Origin of the sequence: Novosphingobium sp. 63-713 (assembly GCF_001898925.1) — a bacterium.
GTDB lineage: Bacteria > Pseudomonadota > Alphaproteobacteria > Sphingomonadales > Sphingomonadaceae > Novosphingobium.
Window position 1 is genome coordinate 267,725 of record NZ_MKVS01000026.1, and the last position, 23,470, is coordinate 291,194.

At 65.3% G+C, this 23,470-nt stretch carries 25 protein-coding genes; 18 read left to right on the top strand and 7 right to left on the bottom strand.

What is annotated here, in order from left to right:
- Window positions 1-169 precede the first annotated feature (169 nt).
- The 18 genes from BGP00_RS11985 to BGP00_RS12070 are packed head-to-tail and all read left to right on the top strand — an operon-like array spanning window position 170 to window position 16,084.
- Window positions 170-874, top strand: coding sequence for a HyaD/HybD family hydrogenase maturation endopeptidase (locus BGP00_RS11985; RefSeq protein WP_292689435.1), 705 nt, complete (start codon window positions 170-172; stop codon window positions 872-874).
- Window positions 874-1,185 carry a HypC/HybG/HupF family hydrogenase formation chaperone gene (gene hypC / locus BGP00_RS11990; protein WP_168602670.1) on the top strand — a complete coding sequence of 104 codons (312 nt, stop codon included), beginning with the start codon at window positions 874-876 and terminating at the stop codon, window positions 1,183-1,185. The genes BGP00_RS11985 and hypC overlap by 1 nt, the downstream gene beginning before the upstream one ends.
- Window positions 1,182-1,643: a hydrogenase-1 expression HyaE gene (locus BGP00_RS11995; protein WP_292689436.1), complete on the top strand. Its 462-nt coding sequence runs from the start codon at window positions 1,182-1,184 to the stop codon at window positions 1,641-1,643. Before hypC ends, BGP00_RS11995 begins: the two co-directional genes overlap by 4 nt.
- Window positions 1,640-2,485 (top strand): hydrogenase expression/formation protein, encoded by an 846-nt coding sequence (locus tag BGP00_RS12000; RefSeq protein WP_168602672.1) that lies wholly within the window; start codon window positions 1,640-1,642, stop codon window positions 2,483-2,485. Before BGP00_RS11995 ends, BGP00_RS12000 begins: the two co-directional genes overlap by 4 nt.
- On the top strand, window positions 2,482-2,703 hold the full coding sequence (locus BGP00_RS12005) for a rubredoxin (protein ID WP_292689437.1): 222 nt from the start codon (window positions 2,482-2,484) through the stop codon (window positions 2,701-2,703). Before BGP00_RS12000 ends, BGP00_RS12005 begins: the two co-directional genes overlap by 4 nt.
- Window positions 2,700-3,176 carry a [NiFe]-hydrogenase assembly chaperone HybE gene (hybE, locus tag BGP00_RS12010; protein ID WP_292689438.1) on the top strand — a complete coding sequence of 159 codons (477 nt, stop codon included), beginning with the start codon at window positions 2,700-2,702 and terminating at the stop codon, window positions 3,174-3,176. The genes BGP00_RS12005 and hybE overlap by 4 nt, the downstream gene beginning before the upstream one ends.
- On the top strand, window positions 3,173-3,889 hold the full coding sequence (locus tag BGP00_RS12015; RefSeq protein WP_292689439.1) for a Ni,Fe-hydrogenase I large subunit: 717 nt from the start codon (window positions 3,173-3,175) through the stop codon (window positions 3,887-3,889). Before hybE ends, BGP00_RS12015 begins: the two co-directional genes overlap by 4 nt.
- Window positions 3,889-4,230, top strand: coding sequence for a hydrogenase maturation nickel metallochaperone HypA (hypA, locus tag BGP00_RS12020; protein WP_292689440.1), 342 nt, complete (start codon window positions 3,889-3,891; stop codon window positions 4,228-4,230). The genes BGP00_RS12015 and hypA overlap by 1 nt, the downstream gene beginning before the upstream one ends.
- Window positions 4,230-5,132: a hydrogenase nickel incorporation protein HypB gene (gene hypB, locus BGP00_RS12025; protein WP_292689441.1), complete on the top strand. Its 903-nt coding sequence runs from the start codon at window positions 4,230-4,232 to the stop codon at window positions 5,130-5,132. The genes hypA and hypB overlap by 1 nt, the downstream gene beginning before the upstream one ends.
- Before the next feature lie 4 nt (window positions 5,133-5,136).
- Window positions 5,137-5,379, top strand: coding sequence for a HypC/HybG/HupF family hydrogenase formation chaperone (locus BGP00_RS12030; protein WP_168602677.1), 243 nt, complete (start codon window positions 5,137-5,139; stop codon window positions 5,377-5,379).
- The gene (gene hypD, locus BGP00_RS12035) at window positions 5,376-6,503 is read left to right on the top strand and encodes a hydrogenase formation protein HypD (RefSeq protein ID WP_292689442.1); all 1,128 of its coding nucleotides are present in this window, start codon (window positions 5,376-5,378) and stop codon (window positions 6,501-6,503) included. The genes BGP00_RS12030 and hypD overlap by 4 nt, the downstream gene beginning before the upstream one ends.
- Entirely contained in the window at window positions 6,500-7,537 is a 1,038-nt protein-coding gene (gene hypE, locus BGP00_RS12040) for a hydrogenase expression/formation protein HypE (protein ID WP_168602679.1), read from the top strand. The genes hypD and hypE overlap by 4 nt, the downstream gene beginning before the upstream one ends.
- Before the next feature lie 11 nt (window positions 7,538-7,548).
- Window positions 7,549-9,036 carry a sigma-54 dependent transcriptional regulator gene (locus BGP00_RS12045; protein ID WP_292689443.1) on the top strand — a complete coding sequence of 496 codons (1,488 nt, stop codon included), beginning with the start codon at window positions 7,549-7,551 and terminating at the stop codon, window positions 9,034-9,036.
- Window positions 9,033-10,103 (top strand): ATP-binding protein, encoded by a 1,071-nt coding sequence (locus tag BGP00_RS12050; RefSeq protein WP_292689444.1) that lies wholly within the window; start codon window positions 9,033-9,035, stop codon window positions 10,101-10,103. The genes BGP00_RS12045 and BGP00_RS12050 overlap by 4 nt, the downstream gene beginning before the upstream one ends.
- On the top strand, window positions 10,100-11,128 hold the full coding sequence (locus BGP00_RS12055; RefSeq protein WP_292689445.1) for a HupU protein: 1,029 nt from the start codon (window positions 10,100-10,102) through the stop codon (window positions 11,126-11,128). The genes BGP00_RS12050 and BGP00_RS12055 overlap by 4 nt, the downstream gene beginning before the upstream one ends.
- Entirely contained in the window at window positions 11,125-12,594 is a 1,470-nt protein-coding gene (locus BGP00_RS12060; RefSeq protein WP_292689446.1) for a nickel-dependent hydrogenase large subunit, read from the top strand. The genes BGP00_RS12055 and BGP00_RS12060 overlap by 4 nt, the downstream gene beginning before the upstream one ends.
- Window positions 12,594-14,837, top strand: a complete 2,244-nt coding sequence (gene hypF, locus BGP00_RS12065) for a carbamoyltransferase HypF (protein WP_292689447.1) — start codon at window positions 12,594-12,596, stop codon at window positions 14,835-14,837. Before BGP00_RS12060 ends, hypF begins: the two co-directional genes overlap by 1 nt.
- Entirely contained in the window at window positions 14,834-16,084 is a 1,251-nt protein-coding gene (locus BGP00_RS12070) for a DUF3422 domain-containing protein (RefSeq protein ID WP_292689448.1), read from the top strand. Before hypF ends, BGP00_RS12070 begins: the two co-directional genes overlap by 4 nt.
- Window positions 16,085-16,106: 22 nt before the next feature.
- Here the strand turns inward: BGP00_RS12070 and BGP00_RS12075 are convergent, their stop codons facing one another.
- The 7 genes from BGP00_RS12075 to BGP00_RS12105 form a co-directional block, all read right to left on the bottom strand.
- Window positions 16,107-16,805, bottom strand: coding sequence for a cupin domain-containing protein (locus BGP00_RS12075; protein ID WP_292689449.1), 699 nt, complete (start codon window positions 16,803-16,805; stop codon window positions 16,107-16,109).
- A 5-nt stretch (window positions 16,806-16,810) separates the two neighbouring features.
- Complete coding sequence (locus BGP00_RS12080) at window positions 16,811-17,968, bottom strand: amidohydrolase (protein ID WP_292689450.1); 1,158 nt, start codon at window positions 17,966-17,968, stop codon at window positions 16,811-16,813.
- A gap of 13 nt (window positions 17,969-17,981) precedes the next feature.
- The gene (locus BGP00_RS12085; protein ID WP_168602688.1) at window positions 17,982-18,476 is read right to left on the bottom strand and encodes an Lrp/AsnC family transcriptional regulator; all 495 of its coding nucleotides are present in this window, start codon (window positions 18,474-18,476) and stop codon (window positions 17,982-17,984) included.
- Between the two features lie 14 nt (window positions 18,477-18,490).
- On the bottom strand, window positions 18,491-19,879 hold the full coding sequence (locus tag BGP00_RS12090) for an aminotransferase class III-fold pyridoxal phosphate-dependent enzyme (RefSeq protein ID WP_292689451.1): 1,389 nt from the start codon (window positions 19,877-19,879) through the stop codon (window positions 18,491-18,493).
- 74 nt (window positions 19,880-19,953) lie between these two features.
- Window positions 19,954-21,021, bottom strand: coding sequence for a tartrate dehydrogenase (locus tag BGP00_RS12095; RefSeq protein WP_292689452.1), 1,068 nt, complete (start codon window positions 21,019-21,021; stop codon window positions 19,954-19,956).
- 5 nt (window positions 21,022-21,026) lie between these two features.
- Entirely contained in the window at window positions 21,027-22,487 is a 1,461-nt protein-coding gene (locus tag BGP00_RS12100; protein WP_292689453.1) for an NAD-dependent succinate-semialdehyde dehydrogenase, read from the bottom strand.
- A gap of 3 nt (window positions 22,488-22,490) precedes the next feature.
- A complete protein-coding gene (locus BGP00_RS12105) occupies window positions 22,491-23,345 on the bottom strand; it encodes a GNAT family N-acetyltransferase (RefSeq protein WP_292689454.1) in 855 nt (284 codons plus the stop codon).
- Window positions 23,346-23,470: the final 125 nt, after the last annotated feature.

Sequence of the window (23,470 nt, forward strand, 5' to 3'; positions counted from 1 at the left end):
CCAAATCATCTTTCCATAGTGGAAAGAATCTTTGCATTTAGCCCCTGCGCCTCGCAGCCACCCCTAACCCATTTGGCCCATATCTTCACGCTTTGGCAGGAACTGGCACAGCGCTTGCTATCCCTCTTTCCATAGCGAAGCCATTCGAAGCAATGGTGGGGAGCAATCAATGAACGGGCAAAAGCTCAACACACTCATTCTGGGCATCGGCAATCTGTTGTGGGCCGATGAAGGCTTTGGCGTGCGCGCGGTCGAACATCTCCACCGCCACTGGTCATTCCCTGACCATGTGCGGCTGATGGATGGCGGCACGCAAGGCATCTATCTGGTGCAGGACATCCGCGAGGCCGACCTGCTGGTGGTGTTCGACGCGGTGGATTACGGCTTGCCGCCCGCCACGATGAAGGTTGTCGAGGGCGAGGAAGTGCCGAGCTTTCTTGGCGCTAAAAAGATCTCGCTGCACCAGACCGGCTTTCAGGAAGTCCTGGCCATGGCCGAGATGATGGGCGAGCCGCCGGCCGAAATCCTGCTGGTGGGGGTGCAGCCCGAGGAACTGGAGGATTTCGGCGGTTCCCTGCGCGAAAGCGTCAAGGCGCAGATGGAACCGGCGATCGAGGTGGCCCTCCAATGGCTGGCCGCGCGCGGGGTTCATGCCACGCGCCGCGCGGTGCCGCTCTCGCCCGAACAGGGCATCGGCAGCCTTGAAATGCTGATGGAGCATTATGAGGCCGCCCGCCCCGATGCGCAGGAAGCCCCCCGCCACGGCGACGCGCGAGTGCTGGCCGATGGTTGGGCCGGGCCTGCGGGGCCGGAGGACCATGAGGCGGAAATCCAGTCGATCCTTGGCGGGCCCAACCTGAAAGTTGCGTTGTAATGTGCGTTGGCCTGCCCATGCGCGTGGTGGAAGGCGGCGCGGGTTTTGCGCTGTGCAGCCATGATGGCGCGATCCATTCCATCGACACCGCGCTGGTGGGCGAATGCGCGCCGGGCGAATGGCTGATGACCTTTCTTGGCGCCGCGCGCGAAAAGATGGACGAGGAAACCGCGCTGCAGACGCTGGCCGCCACCGATGCGCTGGCGGCGCTGCTGCGCGGCGAGGCGGTCGATCTGGACGCCGCCTTTGCCGATCTGATTGCGCGCGAACCGCAATTGCCAGACCACCTTTTGTCGGAGAACAGCCTGTGAGCGACCTTTCCCCCGAACTCGACCGCTCGGCCCATTCGCCGCTGCTTGCCTCGATCATCGCGCGCCATGCCTATGCCGTGGTGGGCGAGGAGGATTTTGACACCATCGCCGCATCCCATCCGCTCTCCATGCTGCTGGTGGCGGGGGACTGGTGGCGGCTGGCCGAATGCGATGATCTGGCCGTGGTGGTGCCCGAACTGGACAAGGCGCTGGGCGGGCATGTCGGCGTTTTGGTGGCCGCGCGCGATGCCGAGCGCGCGATGCAGCGCCGCTTTCGCTTTGCCTCTTTTCCGGCGCTGATCTTCCTGCGCGAAGGGCAATATCTGGGCGCGATGGAGGGCATCCGCGACTGGTCGGAATATATGAACGAACTGCCCGACATGCTGGGCCGCGAACCGTCCGACCCGCCGCCCTTCCGTATGCCTTCGGGCTGCGCCACGCCCAACGGAGACGCATGATGAACCCTGAAATCGAAACCCTCCTGAGCGCTCTGGTGGGACCGGGCAGCCAGCCCGACGGGCCGGATGATGCCAAGCTGGATTACATGATCATGCCCGAGGAAATGCGGGTGTTTTCGATGGCCAGCATCCCGGCGGACGCCGCCGATCATGCCGCAGGCGTGGCTGCGGGCGAGGCGATCCTTGCTGCCTTGAACCGTGTTGCAGCGGGCGGCCCGGAGGAAAGCGTCGATCTGGCCCATCTGGCCCCGGCCGACCTGGCCTTCGTGGATCAATTGCTGGGCGAGGGCGAGGTTTCGGTCGTGCTGGGCGACAGTTATCAGGCGCAGGAATCGGTGCTGGCGGGCGTGTGGCGCGTGCGGCAAACTGGCGAGCGTCGGGGCGACCGGGTGGACATCGGTGCCTTTCCGGCGGGTTTCATCGCCGCCGCCTTTGGCCGCGCGCAGGGCGAGGTGACGATCCCGGAAAAGACCTTTGACGGCCTGTTCAACGCCCCCGCGCTGATCGCCGAAATCAACGCCCATATCCCCGGCACCTCCACGCGCGCGCAGCCGCATGTCATCAACCTCTCGCTGCTGCCCCATACCGAGGGCGACCTGCTGTTTCTGGAAGAAGCGCTGGGCAAGGGCGATCTCATCATCCTCTCGCGCGGTTATGGCAATTGCCGGATCCGCAGCACGGGCACGCGGCACAATTGGTGGGTGCGCTATTTCAATTCGCAGGACACGCTGATCCTCAACACGATCGAGATCAGCCCCTTGCCCGCCGTGGCGCAGGCTGCGCCCGAGGACATTGCCGACAGCGCCGAGCGGCTGGCCGAGATCATGGACACCTATCGGTGAGCGAGTCCCACTTCTTCGACGGTTCCTTTGGCGGGGACGTGGGCAAGATCGGCCCGCAGACAAAGCTGGAATGCAAGATCTGCTGGCATATCTATGACCCCGCCGATGGCTGCACATACTGGCAGATCGCGCCTGGAACGCCCTTTGCCGATCTGCCCGACCATTGGACATGCCCGGAATGCGACGCGCCCAAGGAAGGCTTTATGGTGGTGGAATGAGCCAGCCCGAACCATGGATCGCGCAGGTAGAGGCGGTGTTTGCCGAAATTGCGCAGACGCGCATGGCGGGCGTGCCGGTGGTGAACCCGGCGCTGGGCGTGGCGATGCGGGGGAGCTGCGAGCGCGAAGGCTGGCGCATGGGCGTGCTGATTACGCCGTGGTTCATGAATGTGCTGGCTTTTGGCCCTGAGGATGAGGCCCCCGCGAGGGTGGGAGAGAAGCGGCATATCGCTTTGCCATCGGGCGCCTATGAGGCGATCCGGGGGCATGAACCGGCTTTGGGCTTCTACTGGGCGATCTCGCTGTTTTCGCCCATGTTTGAATTTGAAACCATGGAGGCGGCCATCGCCACGGCGGACGCCGCCATGGCCGAAATCATGACCGAGCCGCCCGCGCCGGAGCCGGAACCGAAACCGAAACCGGCGCTGAGCCGCCGCGCCCTGTTCCGCCTGAACCGCGAGGATGCGGCGTGACCGGCCCGGCCATCCGTATCGCCATAACACCCGGCGGGGGCCGGATCGTCCATTGCGCGATTCCCAATGCGCAAGGCCTGCTGATCGGCCTGCCCGCCATCAAGGTGGGGCAGGCGCTCCGCCGGTTGCACGGCATTTGCCGCGAGGCGCAGGGGCTGGCGGGCGAGTTGGCCGTGGCGGCGGCGATGGGGGAAGCCATTGCGCAGGAAGAGCTGGACCGACGCATCGCGCGCGTCCACGCCGAGGCGCGGCGCGAAACAGGCCTGCGCCTCTGCCTTGACTGGGCCGTGCTGATCGGCGAGCGCCCGCAGACCGAGCTGGCGCGCGCGGTGATCGCGGGCGACTGGAGCGTGGTGGAGGCGTCTGGTCTGGCCGAGAGGTTTCTGGCCCGGGCGCCCGAGGCCTTGCGTCCGATCTTTGCCGCGCGGCTGGCTGGAGCGCCGGTCGCACCTGACATGCATGCACCCGAACCGGGCGTGGGCGTGGCCGGGCTGACCTGCGCGAGGGGGCGGCTGATACACCGCGCGGCGCTTCACAAGGGGCGGGTGGCGGCCTACACCATTGACGCCCCCACCGCGCGCCGGTTCGGCCCGGATGGCGATGCGGCGGCGCTCTTGGCGCAATGCCACGGGGCAGAGGAGGCGGCATGGGTGATGCAGGCCATCGACCCCTGCGTTGAATGGGCAATGGATACGGCGATGGAGGCGGCCTGATGCACGAAATGGCAATATGCGAATCCATCCGCCAGATTTTGGAGGAACAGGCCCGCTCCGCCGGTTTCACGCGCGTCGAACTGGTCAAGCTGGCCATCGGCGCGCTGTCGGGCGTCGAGCCGGAGGCGCTGCGTTTCGGTTTCGATGTGGTGATGCGCGGCGGCGTGGCCGAGGGCGCGCGGCTGGAAATCGAGGATGTGGCGGCCCGCGCGTGGTGTATGCCTTGCGCGGCCAATGTGGCGATTTCGGCGCGCTATGATGCTTGCCCGCAATGCGGGTCCTATCAATTGCAGGTGACGGGTGGCGAAGACATGACCATCCGCGAATTGGAGGTTTTGTGATGTGCACGGTTTGCGGATGCGGCGAAGGCGGGGCCAAGCTGGAAGGCGGGCATCATCATCATGGCCACGATCACCATCATGACCATCATGACCATCATGACCATTATGACCACGATCACGGGCATGACCATCATCACCATGACCACGATCATCACCATCATGGCGAGGATCTGCACTATGGCCATGGGGCCGCAAGCGTTTCCGTTCCGGGCATGAGCCAGACGCGCCTGATCCAGCTTGAGGCCGACATTATGGGCAAGAACGCCCTCTTTGCCGCCGCCAACCGGGATCGTTTCACGGCGGCCGGTATTCTGGCGCTCAATCTGGTGTCCTCGCCCGGATCGGGCAAGACGACCTTGCTGTGTCGCACCCTGACCGAGATCGCGGGCGAATTTCCTGTCGCCGTGATCGAGGGTGATCAGCAGACCAGCGCCGACGCCGACCGTATCCGCGCGACCGGGGCGCCCGCGATCCAGATCAACACCGGCAAGGGATGCCATCTCGACGGCCATATGGTGGGCCATGCGGTTGACCACCTTTCGCCTGCCGAGGGCAGCGTGCTGTTCATCGAGAATGTCGGCAATCTGGTGTGCCCCGCCGCCTTCGATCTTGGCGAGGGCGCGCGCGTGGCGATCCTTTCCGTTACCGAGGGCGAGGACAAGCCGCTCAAATATCCCGATATGTTTGCCAGCGCCGATCTGGTGCTGGTCAATAAGGTCGATCTCCTGCCGCATCTGGATTTCGACATCGAGGCCGCGATGGCCAACGCGCGCCGGGTCAATCCGCGCGTCCGCCTGATCCGCGTTTCCGCGCGCAGCGGCGAGGGGATGGGGCAATGGCTTGACTGGCTGCGGGCCGCGCGGGCGATGGCTTTGGCCTCGCGCCCCGTGGTGGAGGGCTGATCCCATGTGCCTTGCGATCCCCGCGCAGGTGGTGGAGCTTTTGCCCGACGGCATGGCCACGGTGTCGGCTGGCGGCATCACGCGCTCGATCTCGGTGGCGCTGGTCGATGATGTGGCGCTGGGCGATTATGTGCTGCTCCATGTCGGCTATGCGCTGCACAAGATCAGCGCGGAGGAGGCCGAGGCCACGCTGAAAATGATGGCCGAGGCGGGGTTGATCGAGGAAGAATTGGGGGCCGGACAATGAAATATGTCTCCGAATTTCGCGATCCGGCGCTGGCGCAGAGCCTTGCCAAGGCCATCGCGCGTGAGGCCGATCCGGCGCGCTCCTATGCCTTCATGGAATTTTGCGGCGGGCATACCCATGCGATCTTCCGCTATGGGGTGCAGGATCTGGTGCCGTCCAATGTGCGCTTTGTGCATGGGCCGGGCTGTCCGGTCTGCGTGCTGCCGATGCGGCGGCTGGACGATGCGCTCGAACTGGCTGAGCGGCATGGCGTCATTCTGGCCACCTATGGCGACATGATGCGCGTGCCGGGCAGCGGGCGGCGATCCATGCTGACAGCGAGGAGCGCGGGGGCCGATATCCGCATGGTCTATTCGCCGCTCGACGCGCTGGCGCTGGCGCGGGACAATCCGGATCGGCAGGTGGTGTTTATGGGGATCGGTTTTGAAACCACCACCCCCGCCACCGGCATGGCGATCCTCACCGCGCGGGCGCAGGGCCTCGCGAATTTCAGCGTGTTCTGCAACCATGTGCTGACGCCGCCCGCGATGGCGCATGTGCTGGCCGCGCCGGGTGTGGCGCTTGATGGCTTTCTGGGGCCGAGCCATGTTTCGACGGTGATCGGGGCGGGGGCCTATCGCCCGCTGGTGGCGCATTATGGGCGGCCGATGGTGATTGCAGGGTTTGAACCGCTCGATGTGCTGCAATCGGTGCTGATGCTGATCCGTCAGGTGAATGAGGGGCGCCAAGAGGTCGAGAACCAATATTCGCGCGTTGTGACCGAGGCGGGCAACACCAAGGCGCAAGGCGTGATCGAGGAGGTCTTTGCCCTGCGTGACACGTTCGAGTGGCGCGGTTTGGGCAGCGTGCCCGACAGCGCCCGTGCGATCCGCCCCGAACTGGCCGATTTCGATGCCGAGGCGCGTTTCGCCATCAGCGAGAAGCAGAGCCGCGAGGTCAAAAGCTGCGAATGCCCGGCCATCCTGCGCGGGGTGAAGCAGCCAAAGGACTGCAAATTGTTCGGCAAGGCATGCACGCCGGAAACGCCGATGGGGGCCTGCATGGTCTCCTCGGAAGGCTCTTGCGCCGCCTATTACACCTATCGTCGCGCCGAAACGATGGCCGAAATGGAGGCGGCAGAATGAGCACCATCCTGCGCCCCGGCGCCGCCATCGAAATGGCCCATGGCGGGGGCGGCATGGCCACCACGCGCCTGATTCGTGAGATATTCGCCCGCCATTTCGCCAATCCCATCCTCGATCAGGGCCATGACGCGGCCCGCCTCAACCTGCCCCATGGGCGCATCGTGATGAGCACGGATGCCCATGTCATCAGTCCGCTGGAATTTCCCGGCGGCGATATCGGCTCGCTGGCCGTGCATGGCACGATCAATGATGTGGCCATGGGGGGGGCGGTGCCGGTGGCGCTGTCGGCGGCTTTCATTATCGAGGAGGGATTGCCGCTCGAAACGCTGGACCGCATTGCCGCCAGCATGGGCGCGGCGGCGCGCAAGGCGGGCGTGCCCATCGCCACGGGCGATACCAAGGTGGTTGAGCGCGGGGCGGCCGATGGCCTGTTCATCACCACGACCGGTATCGGCCTGATCCCGGAAGGGATCGAGATCGCGCCCGAACGAATCGCGCCGGGCATGGCGATCCTGCTTTCCGGCACGCTGGGCGACCATGGCGTGGCGATTTTGAGCCGGCGGCAGGGGCTTGCCTTTGGCACGACGATTGAGAGCGACAGCGCGGCGCTGCATCGGATGGTGGGCGATATGCTGGCAGCGGCGCCCTCCATCGCCTGTCTGCGCGACCCCACGCGCGGGGGGCTGTCGGCCACGCTCAACGAGTTGGCCGAGGCGGCGGGGGTGAGCATGACGTTGAAAGAGGCGGCGATCCCCGTGCGGCCGGAGGTGGCAGGGGCGTGTGAATTGCTGGGCCTCGACCCGATCCATATCGCCAATGAGGGCAAGCTGATCTGCATCTGTCCAGGGGATCAGGCCGAGGCGGTGCTGAACATCATGCGCGCCCATCCCGAAGGGCGCGATGCGGCGCAGATCGGCACGGTGGGCGCATCCATGCCCCCCGGCACGCCCGGTTTGCTGCGCATGGAAACGCTGATCGGGGGCATGCGCGTGGTCGACTGGTTGGCGGGTGAGCAATTGCCCAGAATCTGTTAGAGGCTTGATCCATGACGCAATCCGGCCTGCCCACCATCCTTATCGTCGATGACGAGATCCGCAGCCTTGAATCGCTGCGCCGCATTCTCGAGGATGAGTTCGAGATCCTGACGGCCTCCTCCACGCGCGAGGCCGAGGAGATGCTGTCCCAGCATTGGGTGCAGGTGATCCTGTGCGATCAGCGTATGCCCGAGCGCAGTGGGGTGGAGTTCCTGACGCTGGTCAAGGAGCGCTGGCCCGATGTGATCCGCATGATCATCTCAGGCTATGCCGATGCGCATGACATTATCGACGGCATCAATCAGGCGGGCATTTTCCAATATGTGACCAAGCCCTGGCATCCCGACCACCTGCTGCTGACGCTGCATTCGGCCTGCCGCCTGTTTCAGCTTCAGCGCGAGAATGAATTGCTGGCGGTGGAATTGCGCATGGCTCCAAAGGCCGCCAGCGCCGTGGTGGACAAGCGCAAGGCGCAGGTGCGCCGCGCCTATGATTTCAATGACGGCATTGTGCGCAGCGCAGGCAGCCCGATGGATGATGTCTGCGGCGCGCTGGCGCAGGTAGCGCCGTTTGATGTGCCGGTTCTGTTGATCGGTTCATCGGGCACGGGCAAGGAACTGGCGGCGCGGGCTTTGCATTATGGCTCGCTGCGCTGGAACAAGGCGTTTGTGGTGGAAAATTGCGGCGCGCTGCCCGACGAATTGCTGGAAAGCGAATTGTTCGGCCATAAAAAGGGCGCCTTCACCGGGGCGATCGACGACCATATCGGCCTGTTCGAACGCGCCGATGGCGGCACGGTGTTCCTCGACGAAATCGGCGAGGTCAGCCCCGCCTTTCAGGTCAAATTGCTGCGCGTTTTGCAGGAAGGCGAGATCCGCCCGCTGGGCCATGGGCGCACGCGCAAGGTGGATGTGCGCATTATCGCGGCCACCAACCGCGATCTTGAACAGGAAATGCGCGAGGGTCGGTTCCGCGCCGATCTGTTCTATCGGCTGGCGGGCATGATCGTGCGCCTGCCCGATCTGAAGGACCGCCCCGGCGATCTGCCCGTGCTGGTGCAGACCTTGCTGGACCGGGCTATGGGCAGCATGGGCAAGCGGGTGCAGGGGGTTTCTGACGAGGCGATGGCGCGCCTGTCGGCCTATGGTTGGCCCGGCAATGTCCGCGAGCTTCAGAACGAGATCCAGCGCATGTTGGTGCGCGGGGTGGAGGGGCGCTGGCTGGGGGTGGATGTGCTATCGCCCCATATCGCCGCGCCCGCCGTGCGCGAGGTGGCCGCGCAGGAACCCATGCCCGATCTGGGCGACCTGACGGGTGATCTGAAGGAGCGTGTTTGCGCGATGGAGGCCCGGATCATCCGCGAAACGCTGATCCGCCACCGCTGGAACAAATCGCAGGCGGCGCGCGAACTGGGCCTGTCGCGGGTGGGCCTGCGGGCGAAACTCGAACGCTATGGGCTGGAAAACGTCCATCCGCTGCGGGGAGTGGCGGGCCGATGATGGCGCCGGGCGGATTTGACAGGTTCGATGGGGATCGTTTCGGGGGCCGCTTCGATCCGTCCCATGTCGATTGCCCGCATGATCCGGTGCAGGAATTTGCCGCACTTGCCGATTTGGGAATGAATGGCGAGGATATGTGGATTGATGTCATCCGCAAGATGGATGATGTCTATGCCGATCTGGTCGCCAGCCAGACCGCGCTGGAGGAGCGCAATATTGCGCTTGAGCGCACGCTGGCCGAACTGGACGCGGCGCATCGCAAATTGCGCCAGACCCAGCAGCAATTGCTGACCAGCGAGAAGATGGCCGCGCTGGGCCGTCTGGTGGCGGGCGTGGCGCATGAGTTGAACAATCCGATCAGCTTTGTTTTCGGCAATATGTATGCTCTGAAACGCTATGGCGGGGCGATCACGCAATATCTGGCTGCCATTGACGCCGGGCGGGGCGGGGCCGAACTGGCGGCTCTGCGCGAAAAGCTCAAGATCGACCGGGTGCTCTCCGACATCGGCCCCTTGGTCGATGGCACGCTGGAGGGGGCGGAGCGTGTACGCGATATTGTGCAGGACCTGCGCCGCTTTTCCGCCAGCCAGCGCGAGCCGCTGGAAAGTTTCAACCTTGTCCGGCTGGTGCATACGGCGGCGGATTGGGTCTTGAAGGCCCTGCGCGATCCGCCCGAATTGCATTGCGCGCTGCCCGAAAGGCTGGAGATTTCCAGCCGCAAGGGGCAGTTGCACCAGATCCTCGTCAATCTGGTCCAGAACGCCGCCGATGCGCTGAAGGACCGCGAGGGCGGAGCGATCCATATTTCCGCCGCGCAGGAGGGCGATACGATTGCCCTTTCGGTGGCCGACAATGGGCCGGGCGTGGCGCGCGATCATCAGGACAAGATCTTCGAACCCTTCTTCACCACCAAGCCGATCGGCGCGGGGACAGGGCTGGGTCTTTATGTTTCCTATACGATGGCGGGCAAATTGGGTGGATCGCTCGATTATGCCGATGCGCCCGGCGGCGGGGCGGTATTCACGTTGCGCCTGCCGCTGGCGGGGCCGGAAGGGGGCGAGGAATGACCTATCCCGCCGGAACGCCTACGCGTCCGCTGCGCCTGATCTGGCTGCAATCGGGGGGCTGCGGGGGTTGCACGCTCTCCCTGCTGGGCCAGCAGGAGCCGGATCTCGTCACCGCCCTGCGCGCCGCCCATGTCGAGGTCCTGTGGCACCCCTCGCTCTCCGAGGCGACCGGGGCGGAGGCGCGCGCGATCCTTGACGCCGCCGCCGATGGGACGCAGCCGGTCGACATCCTCTGCCTCGAAGGATCGGTCATCCACGGCCCGAACGGCACCGGCGGCTTTCACCTGATGGCGGGCACCGGGCGGCCGATGCGTGACATGATCGGCGCGATTGCCGCCCATGCGACCCATATTATCGCGGTCGGCTCCTGCGCCGCCTTTGGCGGCATCACGGCGGGGGGCGGCAATGCGGTGGAGGCGGGCGGGCTTGCCTATAATGGCACGCGGGCTGGAGGCTTGCTGGGTGCGGGATTTCGCGCGCGGGGTGGTTTGCCGGTCATTAATATCGCCGGTTGCCCGATCCATCCGGGATGGTTTGTCGATACTATCCTGCAACTGGCGGGCGGTACCCTGTCCGCCGCCGACCTCGACGAATGGGAGCGCCCGCTGGCCTATACTTCGCAACTGGTCCACCACGGCTGCGCCCGCAACGAATATTATGAATTCAAGGCCAGCGCCGAGGAACTGGGCGACCTTGGCTGCATGATGGAAAACCTCGGCTGCAAGGGCACGCAGGCGCGGGCCGATTGCAACACGCGGGCGTGGAACGGGTCGGGTTCGTGCCTAACGGGGGGATACCCCTGTATCAACTGCACGGCGCCGGGTTTTGAAGAACCGGGCCACAGTTTCTCCCTGACGCCCAAGATCAGCGGCATCCCCATCGGATTGCCTACCGATATGCCCAAGGCGTGGTTCGTCGCGCTGGCCAGCCTGTCCAAGGCCGCCACGCCGCGCCGGTTGAAGGAAAATGCCGCAAGGCCCACCCCCGCCATCCTGCCGCGCGACCGGCGCAAGGAGGGCGCATGAGCGAGAAGTCATCGCGCCTGATCCTCGGCCCGTTTAACCGGGTGGAGGGCGATCTTGAGGTGCGGCTCGACATCGCGGGCGATCATGTTGAGGGCGCGCGCGTCACCTCGCCGCTCTATCGCGGGTTTGAGGCGATGCTGGTGGGGCGGCTTGCTGCGGACGCGCTGACCTATGCCCCGCGCATCTGCGGCATCTGTTCGGTCTCGCAAAGCGTGGCGGCGGCCCGCGCCTTGGCCGGGGTGCGCCCCGCCGGGCTGGAGCGGCGCTTGCCCCCGGCCAATGGGCAACATGCGATCAATCTGGTCCATGCGGTGGAAAATATCGCGGACCATATCACCCATTTCTACCTGTTTTTCATGCCCGATTTCGCCCGCGCCGCCTATGCGGGCGAACCTTGGCATCAGGCGGCGGCGGACCGTTTCACCGCCCTGAAAGGCAGCGCGGCAACCCAGATGCTGCCCGCGCGGGCTGGCCTGATGAACATGATGGGTGTGCTGGCGGGTAAATGGCCCCATACGCTCTCTATCCAGCCGGGCGGATCGACGCGGGCCATCACGCGAGCCGAACAGGCGCGGTTGCGGCTGATGCTGTCGGGTTTTCGCGCCTTTTGCGAAAACACCCTGTTTGCCGCGCCTTTGGAGGCCGTGGCCGCGATTTCCAGCCGCGAAGCGCTTTACGATTGGGCGCAGGGATGCGGGGGGGATTTCGCCCATTTCCTGACCATCGCCCAAAGGCTCGATCTGGCGCGATCCGGCGTGACGCGCCTGCGCCATATTGCGTTCGGCGCCTATGCCAGCGGGGACGGTCCGCTGTTTCCGCGCGGGATGTTCGATGCCGGGATCGGTGCGGCGGGGCCTCTGCCCATCGGCGCGATCACCGAGGATGTGTCCCACGCATGGTATGCAGGCAACGGCGGCGCCCCGCGCCATGCTGCGCCTGCGCCCGATATGAGCAACCCCGACGCTTACAGTTGGTGCAAGGCCCCGCGCCTTGGCGGCAATGTGGCCGAGGTGGGGGCGCTTTCGCGGCAATTGGTGGCGGGACATCCGCTGCTGCGCGATTATGTGGCGCGCGACGGGGCCAGCGTCGAGGCTCGCGTGGTGGCGCGCATCATTGAGGTGGCGCTGGTGGTGATGGCGATGGAGCATTGGATCGCCGCCATCGACCCTCCCGCGCCTTTTCAGGACACGCGCCCGCGTCTGGACACGGGCGATGCCATGGGCCTGACCGAGGCGGCGCGGGGCAGCCTTGGCCACTGGCTGCGGCTGGATGGCGGGCGGATCAGCCATTATCAGATCATCGCGCCTACGACTTGGAACTTCTCGCCCCGCGATGCGCAAGGCGTACCGGGGCCATTGGAACAGGCGCTGGTCGGCGCGCCCATCCGTGCGGGCGAGACCGAGCCGGTTTCGGTCCAGCATATCGTGCGCAGCTTTGACCCCTGCATGGTCTGCACGGTGCATTGATGTCGGTGTGCGGGCGCAGCATCCGCGTGCGCGGGACGGTGCAGGGCGTGGGCTTTCGCCCCTTCGTCTGGCGTCTGGCGCAAGAACTTGGCCTGACGGGCGAAGTGTCGAACGATGGCGAGGGCGTGCGCATCGCGGCATGGGGCGATGATGCCGATCTTGACGAACTGGCGCGCCGCATTCGGGATGAGGCGCCGCCCTTGGCCCGCGTGGCGGGCATCGAGGTATGCGATGCGCCGGTTGGTCAAGGCTGGGGCGCGTTCCGCATTGTCGAAAGCGGGCAGGGCGCCACCACCACCGCCATCCCGCCCGATGCGGCAACCTGTCCTGCCTGTCTGGCCGAAATCCGCGATCCGGGGGAGCGGCGGCACGGCTATGCTTTCACCAATTGCACCCATTGCGGCCCGCGTCTGACCATCGCCCGCGCCATTCCGTGGGACCGGGCGCAGACCAGCATGGCCGATTTCCCCATGTGCGAAGCCTGCGCCGCGCAATATGGCGATCCGGCGGACCGGCGTTTCCATGCCCAGCCGATTGCCTGCCCCGCCTGCGGTCCGCGCCTGTGGATCGAGGGGGGCGAGGGAGAACCCATCGCGGCGGCCGCGCAATTGCTGCGCAGCGGGGCGATTGTGGCGATCAAGGGATTGGGCGGATTTCATCTGGCCTGCGATGCGATGAATGCGCGGGCGGTGGCGGAACTGCGCCGCCGCAAGGCGCGCGATGCCAAGCCCTTTGCGGTGATGACCGCTCGGCCGGAGGACTTGTGCGAGGTCAGCGCCCCGGCACGCGCCTTGCTGGAAAGCGCGGCGGCGCCGATTGTCCTTTTGCCTCGCGTGGCCGATGTGCCTGATGCTCTGGCACCGGATCAGGATCATCTGGGCGTGATGCTGCCCGCCACGCCTTTGCACCATTTGTTGATGGCCGAATTTGGCGGGCCTTTGGTGATGACCTCGGGCAATCGGTCCGACGAGCCGCAGGTGATCGACAATGCGCAGGCGCGCGAGGCTTTGGCCGGGGTTGCGGATGCCTTTGTGATGCATGACCGGACAATCGAGAACCGGCTGGATGACAGCGTGCTGGCCATGGACGAGGCGGGCGCGCCCATCCCCATCCGCCGCGCGCGGGGATATGCGCCCGCGCCCATCGCTCTGCCCTTCGATGGCCTGCCCCTGGTGCTGGCCTGCGGGGGGGAGCTGAAGGCGACCTTCACCCTGATCCGGGGCGGTGAGGCGATGGTCGGCCCGCATATCGGTGATCTGGAGCAGGCGGCGGCGCTGGAGGATTATCGCGCGATGCTCGATCTCTATCGCCGCCTGTTCGATTTCACGCCCCGGATCGTCGCGGTCGATGCCCATGGCGGCTATCTCTCCACCCAGATGGGCGAGCGGATCGCGCAGGAAACGGGCGCGGCATTGGTCCGCGTGGCGCACCATCATGCCCATATGGCCGCCTGTATGGCCGATAATGGCATGGCTGATGGCGAGCATGTAGGCCTGTTGCTCGACGGGCTGGGGTTGGGGCCGGATGGCGCGCTTTGGGGCGGCGAAGTGCTGCGCGGGGGCTATCGCGGGGTTGAGCGTGTGGGCGGTTTCGCGCCGGTGCCACTGATCGGCGGAGCGGCGGCGATGAAGGAGCCGTGGCGCAATCTGCTGGCTCATCTGCGCGCGGCGTTTGGGGCAGATTGGCGCGCGGCGGCGGGGTCTTTGTTGCACCATCTGCCCGAGGAACCCAAGTTGCGCTTGGCCGAAAGCATGATCGACAGCGGCACGAATTGTCCGCCATGTTCATCGGCAGGTCGGCTGTTTGATGCGGCGGCGGCGGCGCTGGGCATCCATCCCTTGCGGATCAGCCATGAGGGGCAGGCGGCCATGGCGCTCGAAGCCTTGGCCCGGCCCTTTGACGAGGCGGCGTGGGACGTTGCGCCTGCTCTGGAATGGGGCGGATTGTGGCGGGCGCTGCTGGGCGATCTGGACGCAGGCGTTGCGCCGGGGCGGATTGCGGCGCGGTTTCATGCCACGCTGGCAAGGGCATTGGCGCATCACGCGGCTTTGGCCGGCACGCCGGGCGGCCATGTCGTCCTGTCGGGCGGGGTGATGCAGAACCGGGTGTTGCTGGCCGCGCTGCGCCGGGAAATCCGCGCGCGAGGCATGGTGCCGGTGGCGCACAAACAGGTGCCGGCCAATGATGGCGGCCTGTCGCTGGGGCAGGGAATAATCGCCGCGTTAAGGGGGAGTGGAGAATGAGGCTCGACGAACATCCGCTGCGGCGGCAGGTGGTGGGCGAGATGCATCTGCGTCGCTGGCCCGCGATCCATGCGCCGACGCGGATCCTTCAGGTGCTGCGCCTGGTCTCGCCCGAGGAGCGGGCGGGGCAAAGGGCGATGCTGGAAAATCTGCCCATCGGCGGGCGGCTGAACCAATCGGACAATCCGCGCCATGCCGAGGGTGAGCTTGGCCCCGGTATTTCCTTTGTCTGGGAGCAGCACAGCGAGGCCTGCGGTATCACCCTGTTCATGCACGAACCCCATGCCGACCCCGCGCAGGCGCTGGCATGGATCGAGCGTTTTCCCGGACAGGTCATCCGCGCCACGCGCATCCATGTGGTTGAAAATCAGGCGCAGGCGCGCGACCTTTTGCCGCAGATGGGCTTTGTCGGCTCCGATCTTGTGTCCTGCATGATCGGCGCGTCCGGCGTGCGCCTGTGGTCGGATTTCCGCATCGGGGCCGAGGGGCTGGGCATTGCGCTGGTTTCGGCCAATGGCGCGGCGCCTGCCGATCTGGCGCGGTTGCTGCAACGGTTTCAGGAATTGGGCAATTACCGCAATCTGGCGCTGATGGGCCTGCCGATGGCGCAGGCCTATTGGCCCCGGCTGGACGCGGCCGAGGCGACCTTGCGCGAACTGGCCGCCGATGTGGCCAATCCCGACACGACCGACGATGCGCTGCTCGAACGGGTTTCGGTGCTCAGCCTCGATCTCATGTCGCTGTCGACCGAGACGCATTATCGGATGAGCGCGACCGCCGCCTATGCCCAATTGGTGGAGGAGCGATTGGCGGGCCTGATGCCGCGCGCCATTCCCGGCCATCCCAGCCTTGAGGATTTCACCCAGCGCCGCCTGCTGCCCGCGATCCGCACCACGCAGGCCTATTCGCGGCGGCTGGAGGATCTGACGCAGCGCGCGGCGCATTTCACATCGCTGCTGCGCACCCGCGTCGAAACCCGCATCGAGAACCAGAACGGGCGTTTGCTGCGATCCATGGAGCGGTCATCCAGCCTGCAATTGCGGCTGCAGCAACTGGTCGAGGGCCTCTCGGTCGTCGCGCTCAGCTATTATGGCATCAGCCTGATCGGCTATATGCTCAAGGCCGCCGAGCATCGGTTTGAACATTTCCCGGCGGCCGAGATCATGGGCGTGATGGTGCCCATGGTGGTGGTCGGCATGTGGATGGGGCTGCACCGGATGAAGGCGCGGGTTCTGGGCGAACATTGATCGCCCGGAACCCTGCCATGCGTTACTTGGGGCGATAGATCGCGAAGATCTTGGTCACGTCCTCGCGGCTTTCCCAACTGCACTGGGCATTCTGTTCGACCATGAACAGGTCACCCTTGCGGAACGTGCCCTCGCGGCCTTCCTCGTCGATGAAGGTCACGCTGCCGTCGAGCAGATACATCAGTTCGAAATGGCGATAGGGCATCGCGCGGCGGTGATAGGGGGTGGAATCCCAGACGCCGACCATGAATTCGCCGTCGGTGGAGAGGAACTGCGTGTGATTGCGGCATTGCGGCGTGGGGCCGATCAGCAATTCGGCCAGCGGCGCGCCCGAGGGGACGCGCTCGGTGGTGGGGTCAATGGCGGTGACGCCCGCCGCTTCGCCCGCGCCTCCGATATAGCGCATGGTGACGACGCGGGCATGGTCCGCGCTCCAGTCAAAAGCCTGCGGGCCGGACAGGACGAGGCTGCCGCCCTTGGCCAGGGTGTGGGTCTGGCCGCCTGCGGTGATCTGCGCTTCTCCCTCGGCCACGATCAGCATAGTGTCACCGGTCTGCGCCTGCGCGCTGCCGCTGCCCGAAAGGAGGCAGGCGTGCATTTCCACCGGGCCGCCGCGCAGGGGCAGCAGCGCCGCATCCGCGCCAAACGGTTCCGCGCCCGCCTGTGTGGTCTGGGCAAAGGCGTCGAGGTCGATAAAGGAGGGGCATGTGGTCAGGTTCATGGCATTCACTCCTGCGGGGCCAGCCAATGCCGGGCCAGCGCGAGATGGAGACGCAGGCCGGTTTCCAGCACGGCGTCGTTGAAATCATAATGCGGATTGTGCAGCGGGGCCGGGCTTTCACCCACGCCTTGCCCCAGCCAGATATAGGCGCCCGGGCGGACCTGCAGCATGAAGGAAAAGTCCTCGGACGTGGCGGCGGGTTCGGGCGCGCGCTGTGCCGTGCCGACGGTGGCCGCGATGGTCAGGGCGTCCTGCGCGGCGTCGGCATCATTGATCGTGGCGGGGTAATAGCGGTCATAGTCCAGTTCGGCGCTGACCTCGAAACCGGCCTCGATTCCGGCGATGATCTGGCGCATCCGCTCTTCGATCCGGTCCTGAACGGCGGGGTCGAATGTGCGCACGGTGCCCGCCACCATCGCCTCGCCGGGGATGACGTTGTGGGCGTGGCCGCCGTGGATCTGTGTGACCGAGAGCACAGCGTTTGCGCTGGCGGGGGCGTTGCGGGCAACGATCGTGTTCAATTGTTGCACCAGCGATGCAGCCGCCAGCAGCGTGTCATTGGTGTCATGCGGAACCGCAGCATGGCCGCCGCGTCCGCGCAGGGTGATGTGGAACTTGTCCGCCGCGCCCATGATCGCGCCCGCGCGCGTGGCAATCGTTCCGGCAGGCAGGGCGGGCCAGTTATGCAGCGCATAGACGCGGTCGCAGGAAAAGCGCTCGAACAGGCCATCCTCGATCATCGCGCGCGCGCCGCCTTGCCCTTCCTCGGCAGGCTGGAAGATGAAATGGACCGTGCCGTCGATGCCCGAAGGATCGGCGGCCAACGCCTGGGCCGCGCCCAGCAGCATCGCCACATGCCCGTCATGGCCGCAGCCGTGAAAACACCCCTCATGGCGGCTCGCATAGGGCAGGCCGGTTTTTTCATCGATAGGCAGCGCGTCCATGTCGGCGCGCAGGCCCACGGTGCGTGAACTCGATCCATGGCGCAGAACGCCCACCACGCCGGTGCCGCCGATGCCCTCATGCACCTCCAGCCCTGCCGTGCGCAGCGCATCGGCGATTACCCGCGCCGTGCGATGTTCGGCAAAGCCCAATTCCGGGTGGGCATGGATATCATGGCGCAGCGCCACCAATGGCGCCAGCAGCGCAGCTATGTCCGTCATGGTCTGAAGGCCCTTAAACCGAATTGCCGAACAGGCTCTGGATCGGGAAGTGATGTTTGATGAAGGGCGATTTGATCACGACATAGGAGAAATATTTCTCGATCCCGTAATCGCTTTCCAGCATCCCTTCGATGATCGACTGGTAATGCGACACGCCGCGCGTGACGAATTTGAGCAGATAGTCATAGCCGCCCGAAACCAGATGGCATTCGACGATCTCGTCCAGTTTCACGATCCGGCTTTCAAAGCGCGAAAAATCGCCGCGCCGGTGTTCGGACAGCGTGACCTCGGTGAAAACCGTCAGAAATTCGCCCAGCTTCCCAAGGTTGAGATGGGCCCCATAGCCGGTGATATAGCCCGCCTGCTCCAGCCTTTTTACCCGCGTCAGGCAAGGGCTGGGCGAGAGGCCCACCGCATCGGCCAGTTCGACATTGGTGACGCGCCCGGCCTGTTGCAGCTTGGCAAGGATCTTGAGATCGATGCGGTCGAGTTTGGGGCCGGGCATCATGGGGCGTTTTCCTCTTATTGGCCGATTGCGGAGCGAATATCGGCCTGATCCAGCAATTGGTCGAGCGTCAATTGCACACGGTCGAAAATGATGTCCATTTCCTCGGGCGTACAGGTCAGCGCCGGGGCAAAGCCGATGACCGCATTGGCGAAACAGCGCACGATCACGCCATTGTCCCAGGTCATCTGCGAGAGGCGATCGCCCAGCGCCAGATCGGCGGCAAGCGGCTCCTTGGTTTCCTTGTTCGCCACCAGTTCGATGGCGCCCAGCAGCCCGCGATAGCGCACATCGCCCACCAGCGGATGGCTGCGGATCGCCTCCATCCGCGCGGCGAAACGTTCGCCCACCATCACGCCATTGGCCAGCACGCCGCCCTCGCGATAGAGGCGCAGCACTTCCAGACCCACGGCGGCGGCTACCGGATGGCCCGAATAGGTGCCGCCATGACCCACCGGCAGCGGGCTGGCATCGGCAATCGCCTGATAGATATGGTCGGCCATGAACAGCGCGCCCATCGGGGCATAACCGGCGGTCAGGCCCTTGGCGGTGGTCATGAAATCTGGCGTCACGCCCTCGGCCTCGCAGGCGAACAATGGCCCGGTGCGGCCAAAGCCGGTGATGACTTCATCGACCAGCAGCAGGATGCCAAGCCGGTCGCAGGCTTCGCGGATGGCTTTGAGCCAGCCCACGGGCGGCACGATGACGCCGCCGCTGCCCTGAATGGGTTCGCAGCAGAAGGCGGCAACCTTGTCCGCGCCGATTTCGGCCACCTTGGCTTCCAGCGCCTCAATGGTGCTGGCGATTACGGCGGCATCGTCATCGCCATTGGGGTGGCGATAGGGATAGGGCGAGGCGATATGGTGCTGCCACTTGTACGGCAGATCGAAACCGCGATGGAAATTGGCCAGCGCCGTCAGGCCCGCGCCCATCGCCGAGGAGCCGTGATAGCCCCATTCGAGCGCGATGAACTCTTTCTTGTCCGGTTTGCCGATGGCGTTGAAATAGTGGACGATATAGCGCACCGCGCTGTCCACCGAATCCGAGCCGCCTTGCGTGAAATAGACGTGATTGAGGCCCTCGGGCGTCAGAGCGGTCAATTCTGCCGCCAACCGGATCGCTGGTTCGCTGGCAAAGTGGAAATAGCCCGTGGCATAGGGCAGGCGGCGCATCTGCTCGGCGGCGGCTTCCACCACGCTGTCCTGACCATAGCCGACATTGACGCACCACAGGCCGGCAAAGCCGTCGATGACGCGCTTGCCTTCTATATCGGTCAGCCACATGCCGTCCCCGCTGGCCAAAACGCGCGCGCCATGCGCCTCGTGGCCACGGAAAGAGGCCACCGGGTGGATCAGGTGATCGCGGTCAAGATCGATCAGCGAGCGGTTGGTCAGGGTTTCGGTCATGAGGCAAACCTATGCTAGCGGTTCAGGCGTGTTTCGCCAAACAGGGGCAGGGGCGCGGCATTTTATGCCGTGGTTCAGCCGATGGCTTCGGAAATCGCCTTGCCGCATTCCACGGTGTTGGCGCTGCCCTTCAGATCGCCGGTGCGGCCCGTGGGGGTGGACAGGACGTGTTCGATGGCGCGCATGATGCCCGCCGCCGCTTCTGCCTCGCCCAGATGTTCGAGCATCATCGCGGCCGACCAGATCTGGCCTACCGGATTGGCGATGCCCTTGCCCGCGATATCGGGCGCCGAACCGTGGACGGGCTCGAACAGGCTGGGGTGTTCGCCGGTGGGGTTGATGTTGCCGGACGGCGCGATGCCGATCGTGCCGGTGCAGGCCGGGCCAAGGTCCGAGAGGATATCGCCGAACAGATTGGAGGCGACCACGACGTCGAAACGCTGGGGGTTCATCACGAATTGCGCGGTCAGGATGTCGATGTGATACTTGTCATGGCTCACATCGGGATATTCCTCGCCAATGGCTTCCACGCGCTTGTCCCAGAAGGGCATGGTGATGGCGATGCCGTTCGATTTGGTCGCGCTGGTCAGGTGCTTACGCTCCCGCTTCTGCGCCAGATCAAAGGCAAAGCGCAGCACGCGGTCAATGCCCTGGCGCGTCATCACGGTTTCCTGAATGACGATCTCGCGCTCGGTCCCGGCAAACATATGACCGCCGACGCTCGAATATTCGCCCTCCGTGTTTTCGCGCACAACCCAGAAGTCGATGTCCCCCGGTTCGCGCCCGGCCAGCGGGCAGGGCACGCCCGGCATCAGACGCACCGGGCGCAGATTGACGAACTGGTCATATTCGCGGCGGAATTGCAGCAGGCTCTGCCACAGCGAAATGTGATCAGGCACCGTTTCGGGCCAGCCCACCGCGCCAAAGAAGATCGCATCGGGGCGGCCGATCTGATCCTTCCAATCCTCGGGCATCATGCGGCCATGCCGGGCATAATAATCGCAATCGGCGAAATTATGCACCTGCAGATCCAGCCCGAAACCATAGGCGCCCGACGCCTTTTCCAGCGCGCGCAGGCCCTCGGGCATGACTTCCTTGCCAATGCCGTCCCCGGCGATGACGGCGATCTTGTAATTGCGCATGGGTCTTATGCCCCCAATTCCAGCCCGCCGATGTGGAAGGCCTTGGTTTCCAGATATTCCTCGATGCCCTGCTGTCCGCCTTCGCGGCCAAGGCCCGATTGCTTGACGCCGCCAAAGGGCGCCATTTCCATCGCGATCCCGCCGGTGTTCAGCGCGATCATCCCGGCCTCAAGCGCCTCGGCCACGCGGAACGAGCGCGACAGGTCGCGGGTGTAGAAATAGGCGGCAAGGCCGTAGGGCGTGTCATTGGCCATCTCGATCGCCTGCCGCTCGCTGGTAAAGCGGAACAGCGGGGCGAGGGGGCCAAAGGTTTCTTCCGAAGCCAGGCGCATCTCGGGATTGGCATCGCCGATGATGACGGGGCGGACAAAGCGGTCATCGCTGCGGCCCTTGCCTTCGCCGATGATCCTGCCGCCCTTGCCCAGCGCGTCCTCGAGATGGGCCGAGACCTTTTGCACGGCGGCGGCATTGATCAGCGGGCCGACCGTCGAGCCCGGCTCCATCCCCGGCGCGGCGTTCAACCCGGCGACCGCGGCGGCCAGCTTTTCGGCAAAGGCGTCGTAGATTTCATCGGCCACCAGCATCCGGTTGGCGCAGACGCAGGTCTGCCCGGCATTGCGGAATTTGCTGGCCATCGCCGCCTTCACCGCCAGATCGAGATCGGCATCGGCAAAGACGATCAACGGCGCATTGCCGCCCAATTCCATGCTGGTCCGCTTCACGGTCTTGGCACATTGTTCAAGCAGCAAGGAGCCAACGCGGGTCGATCCGGTGAAGGACAGCTTGCGCACCAGCGGGCTGGCCGTGATCGCCGCTCCGATGGCCGTGGGCAGGCCGGTCACGATATTGATGACGCCTTCGGGGAAGCCCGCCCGCAAGGCCAGTTCGCCCAGCGCCAGCGCGGTGAAGGGTGTCATTTCCGAAGGCTTGATCACCACCGGGCACCCGACGGCCAACGCGGGCGCGCATTTGCGCGTGATCATCGCGGCGGGGAAATTCCACGGCGTGATCGCCGCCGAAACGCCCACCGGCTCGGTCAGCACGATGACGCGACGATCGCGTTCGGGCGAGACGACGTTGCGCGCGCCGGTGCGGCGGCCTTCTTCGGCAAACCATTTGATGAAGCTGGCGGCATAGCGGATCTCGCCCTGCGCCTCGGCCAGCGGCTTGCCCTGTTCGGCGGTCATGATGAGGGCCAGATCGTCCAGATTGGCCAGCACGAGCGCGTGCCATGCCTCCAGCAGCGCGCAGCGTTCGCCCGCCGTGCGCGCGCGCCATGCCGGCCATGCTGCATTGGCCGCCGCAATGGCGTCCTGTGTGTCATCGCCCGTGCAATCGGGCACCGCGCCCAGCACCGCACCATTGGCCGGGTCCTTCACCGCCAGCGCATCGCGCGAGGAGGCGCCAAGCCATTGTCCGCCGATCAGCGCGGCCTGCTTCAAAAGGGTGTTATCGGAAAGCTGCATGGTTTACCCCAGTGCTTGGGTGGTGAGAGCAAAGAGCGTGGCGTTGGGCGCCGTTTCGGGCAGAGGCCCCCGCGCCATCATGCGTACCGTATCGACGCGCGGCAGGCCAAGCCCTTCCAGCCATGGCGAAAGTCCGCTTTCCTCGGTCACATCGAGGCGGGTGAAATTGCCCGCATTCTGGGCCAGCCAGTGCAGGATCAGCGCCTTGGCGCCATCGGCATCGGGCGCCACCACAGGCGCCACCGACCATCCCCGGCCAAACCGGCGCAGCAGGGCAAAGCCGACGGGAATATCGTCATGGGTCAGAACCACCGTGCTGTCCTGCGCGGTCAGGGCGCGCATCATCGCATGGCGATCGGTGCCGGTGGCCTTGCTGTACAATTCGCCCGGCGTCTGTTCGGACGAGCCGAGCGGGCGGATACGTTCGCCGCTGCGCAGCGCGGCCAGCGGGGCCAGCGGGATCGTGCCCTGATGTTGATGCAGCGTGCCGATATCGACAAAGCCCAGCTTTTCATAAAGCGGCGCGCCCTCGATCGTGGCCTGAAGCAGCACGGTCCGGTTGCCCAGATGGTCGAGCATCGCCTGCATCAGCTGGCGGCCATAGCCTTTGCCTTGATGCGCATCATCGACGATCACCATGCCCAGCGTCGCGGCATGATCGCCATAGGGAAAGCCGCAGATGGTGCCGATCACCTCTCCGTCCACCTCGGCCACGATGCCATGGCCCAGGCTCAGAAACAGCGCCCAGTCCTCTTCACGATGCGGCCAGGAGAGCGCGCGTGACATCTCGACCGCGCGCTCGACATCTTCATGCCGCATCGCCCGAAAACTCACGTCGCTGGTGACCAGCTCGCCCATCGCCGCACTCCTTTCCTTTGCCCCGCCAACCGTATTGGTGTGTCGGCGCATCCAAACGAGGGGGTGATGCGCCAGTCCTGATAATGGGTTAGCCCCGCGCGAATGGAATAGGCTGCCGCCTTATG

Bases quoted from the DNA above. Each gene is read 5' to 3' on its own strand.
- BGP00_RS11985 (WP_292689435.1), top strand. From the start codon at position 170: ATGAACGGGCAAAAGCTCAACACACTCATTCTGGGCATCGGCAATCTG.
- hypC (WP_168602670.1), top strand. From the start codon at position 874: ATGTGCGTTGGCCTGCCCATGCGCGTGGTGGAAGGCGGCGCGGGTTTT.
- BGP00_RS12000 (WP_168602672.1), top strand. From the start codon at position 1,640: ATGATGAACCCTGAAATCGAAACCCTCCTGAGCGCTCTGGTGGGACCG.
- hybE (WP_292689438.1), top strand. From the start codon at position 2,700: ATGAGCCAGCCCGAACCATGGATCGCGCAGGTAGAGGCGGTGTTTGCC.
- hypA (WP_292689440.1), top strand. From the start codon at position 3,889: ATGCACGAAATGGCAATATGCGAATCCATCCGCCAGATTTTGGAGGAA.
- hypB (WP_292689441.1), top strand. From the start codon at position 4,230: ATGTGCACGGTTTGCGGATGCGGCGAAGGCGGGGCCAAGCTGGAAGGC.
- BGP00_RS12030 (WP_168602677.1), top strand. From the start codon at position 5,137: ATGTGCCTTGCGATCCCCGCGCAGGTGGTGGAGCTTTTGCCCGACGGC.
- hypD (WP_292689442.1), top strand. From the start codon at position 5,376: ATGAAATATGTCTCCGAATTTCGCGATCCGGCGCTGGCGCAGAGCCTT.
- hypE (WP_168602679.1), top strand. From the start codon at position 6,500: ATGAGCACCATCCTGCGCCCCGGCGCCGCCATCGAAATGGCCCATGGC.
- BGP00_RS12045 (WP_292689443.1), top strand. From the start codon at position 7,549: ATGACGCAATCCGGCCTGCCCACCATCCTTATCGTCGATGACGAGATC.
- BGP00_RS12050 (WP_292689444.1), top strand. From the start codon at position 9,033: ATGATGGCGCCGGGCGGATTTGACAGGTTCGATGGGGATCGTTTCGGG.
- BGP00_RS12055 (WP_292689445.1), top strand. From the start codon at position 10,100: ATGACCTATCCCGCCGGAACGCCTACGCGTCCGCTGCGCCTGATCTGG.
- BGP00_RS12060 (WP_292689446.1), top strand. From the start codon at position 11,125: ATGAGCGAGAAGTCATCGCGCCTGATCCTCGGCCCGTTTAACCGGGTG.
- hypF (WP_292689447.1), top strand. From the start codon at position 12,594: ATGTCGGTGTGCGGGCGCAGCATCCGCGTGCGCGGGACGGTGCAGGGC.
- BGP00_RS12070 (WP_292689448.1), top strand. From the start codon at position 14,834: ATGAGGCTCGACGAACATCCGCTGCGGCGGCAGGTGGTGGGCGAGATG.
- BGP00_RS12075 (WP_292689449.1), bottom strand. From the start codon at position 16,805: ATGAACCTGACCACATGCCCCTCCTTTATCGACCTCGACGCCTTTGCC.
- BGP00_RS12080 (WP_292689450.1), bottom strand. From the start codon at position 17,968: ATGACGGACATAGCTGCGCTGCTGGCGCCATTGGTGGCGCTGCGCCAT.
- BGP00_RS12085 (WP_168602688.1), bottom strand. From the start codon at position 18,476: ATGATGCCCGGCCCCAAACTCGACCGCATCGATCTCAAGATCCTTGCC.
- BGP00_RS12090 (WP_292689451.1), bottom strand. From the start codon at position 19,879: ATGACCGAAACCCTGACCAACCGCTCGCTGATCGATCTTGACCGCGAT.
- BGP00_RS12095 (WP_292689452.1), bottom strand. From the start codon at position 21,021: ATGCGCAATTACAAGATCGCCGTCATCGCCGGGGACGGCATTGGCAAG.
- BGP00_RS12100 (WP_292689453.1), bottom strand. From the start codon at position 22,487: ATGCAGCTTTCCGATAACACCCTTTTGAAGCAGGCCGCGCTGATCGGC.
- BGP00_RS12105 (WP_292689454.1), bottom strand. From the start codon at position 23,345: ATGGGCGAGCTGGTCACCAGCGACGTGAGTTTTCGGGCGATGCGGCAT.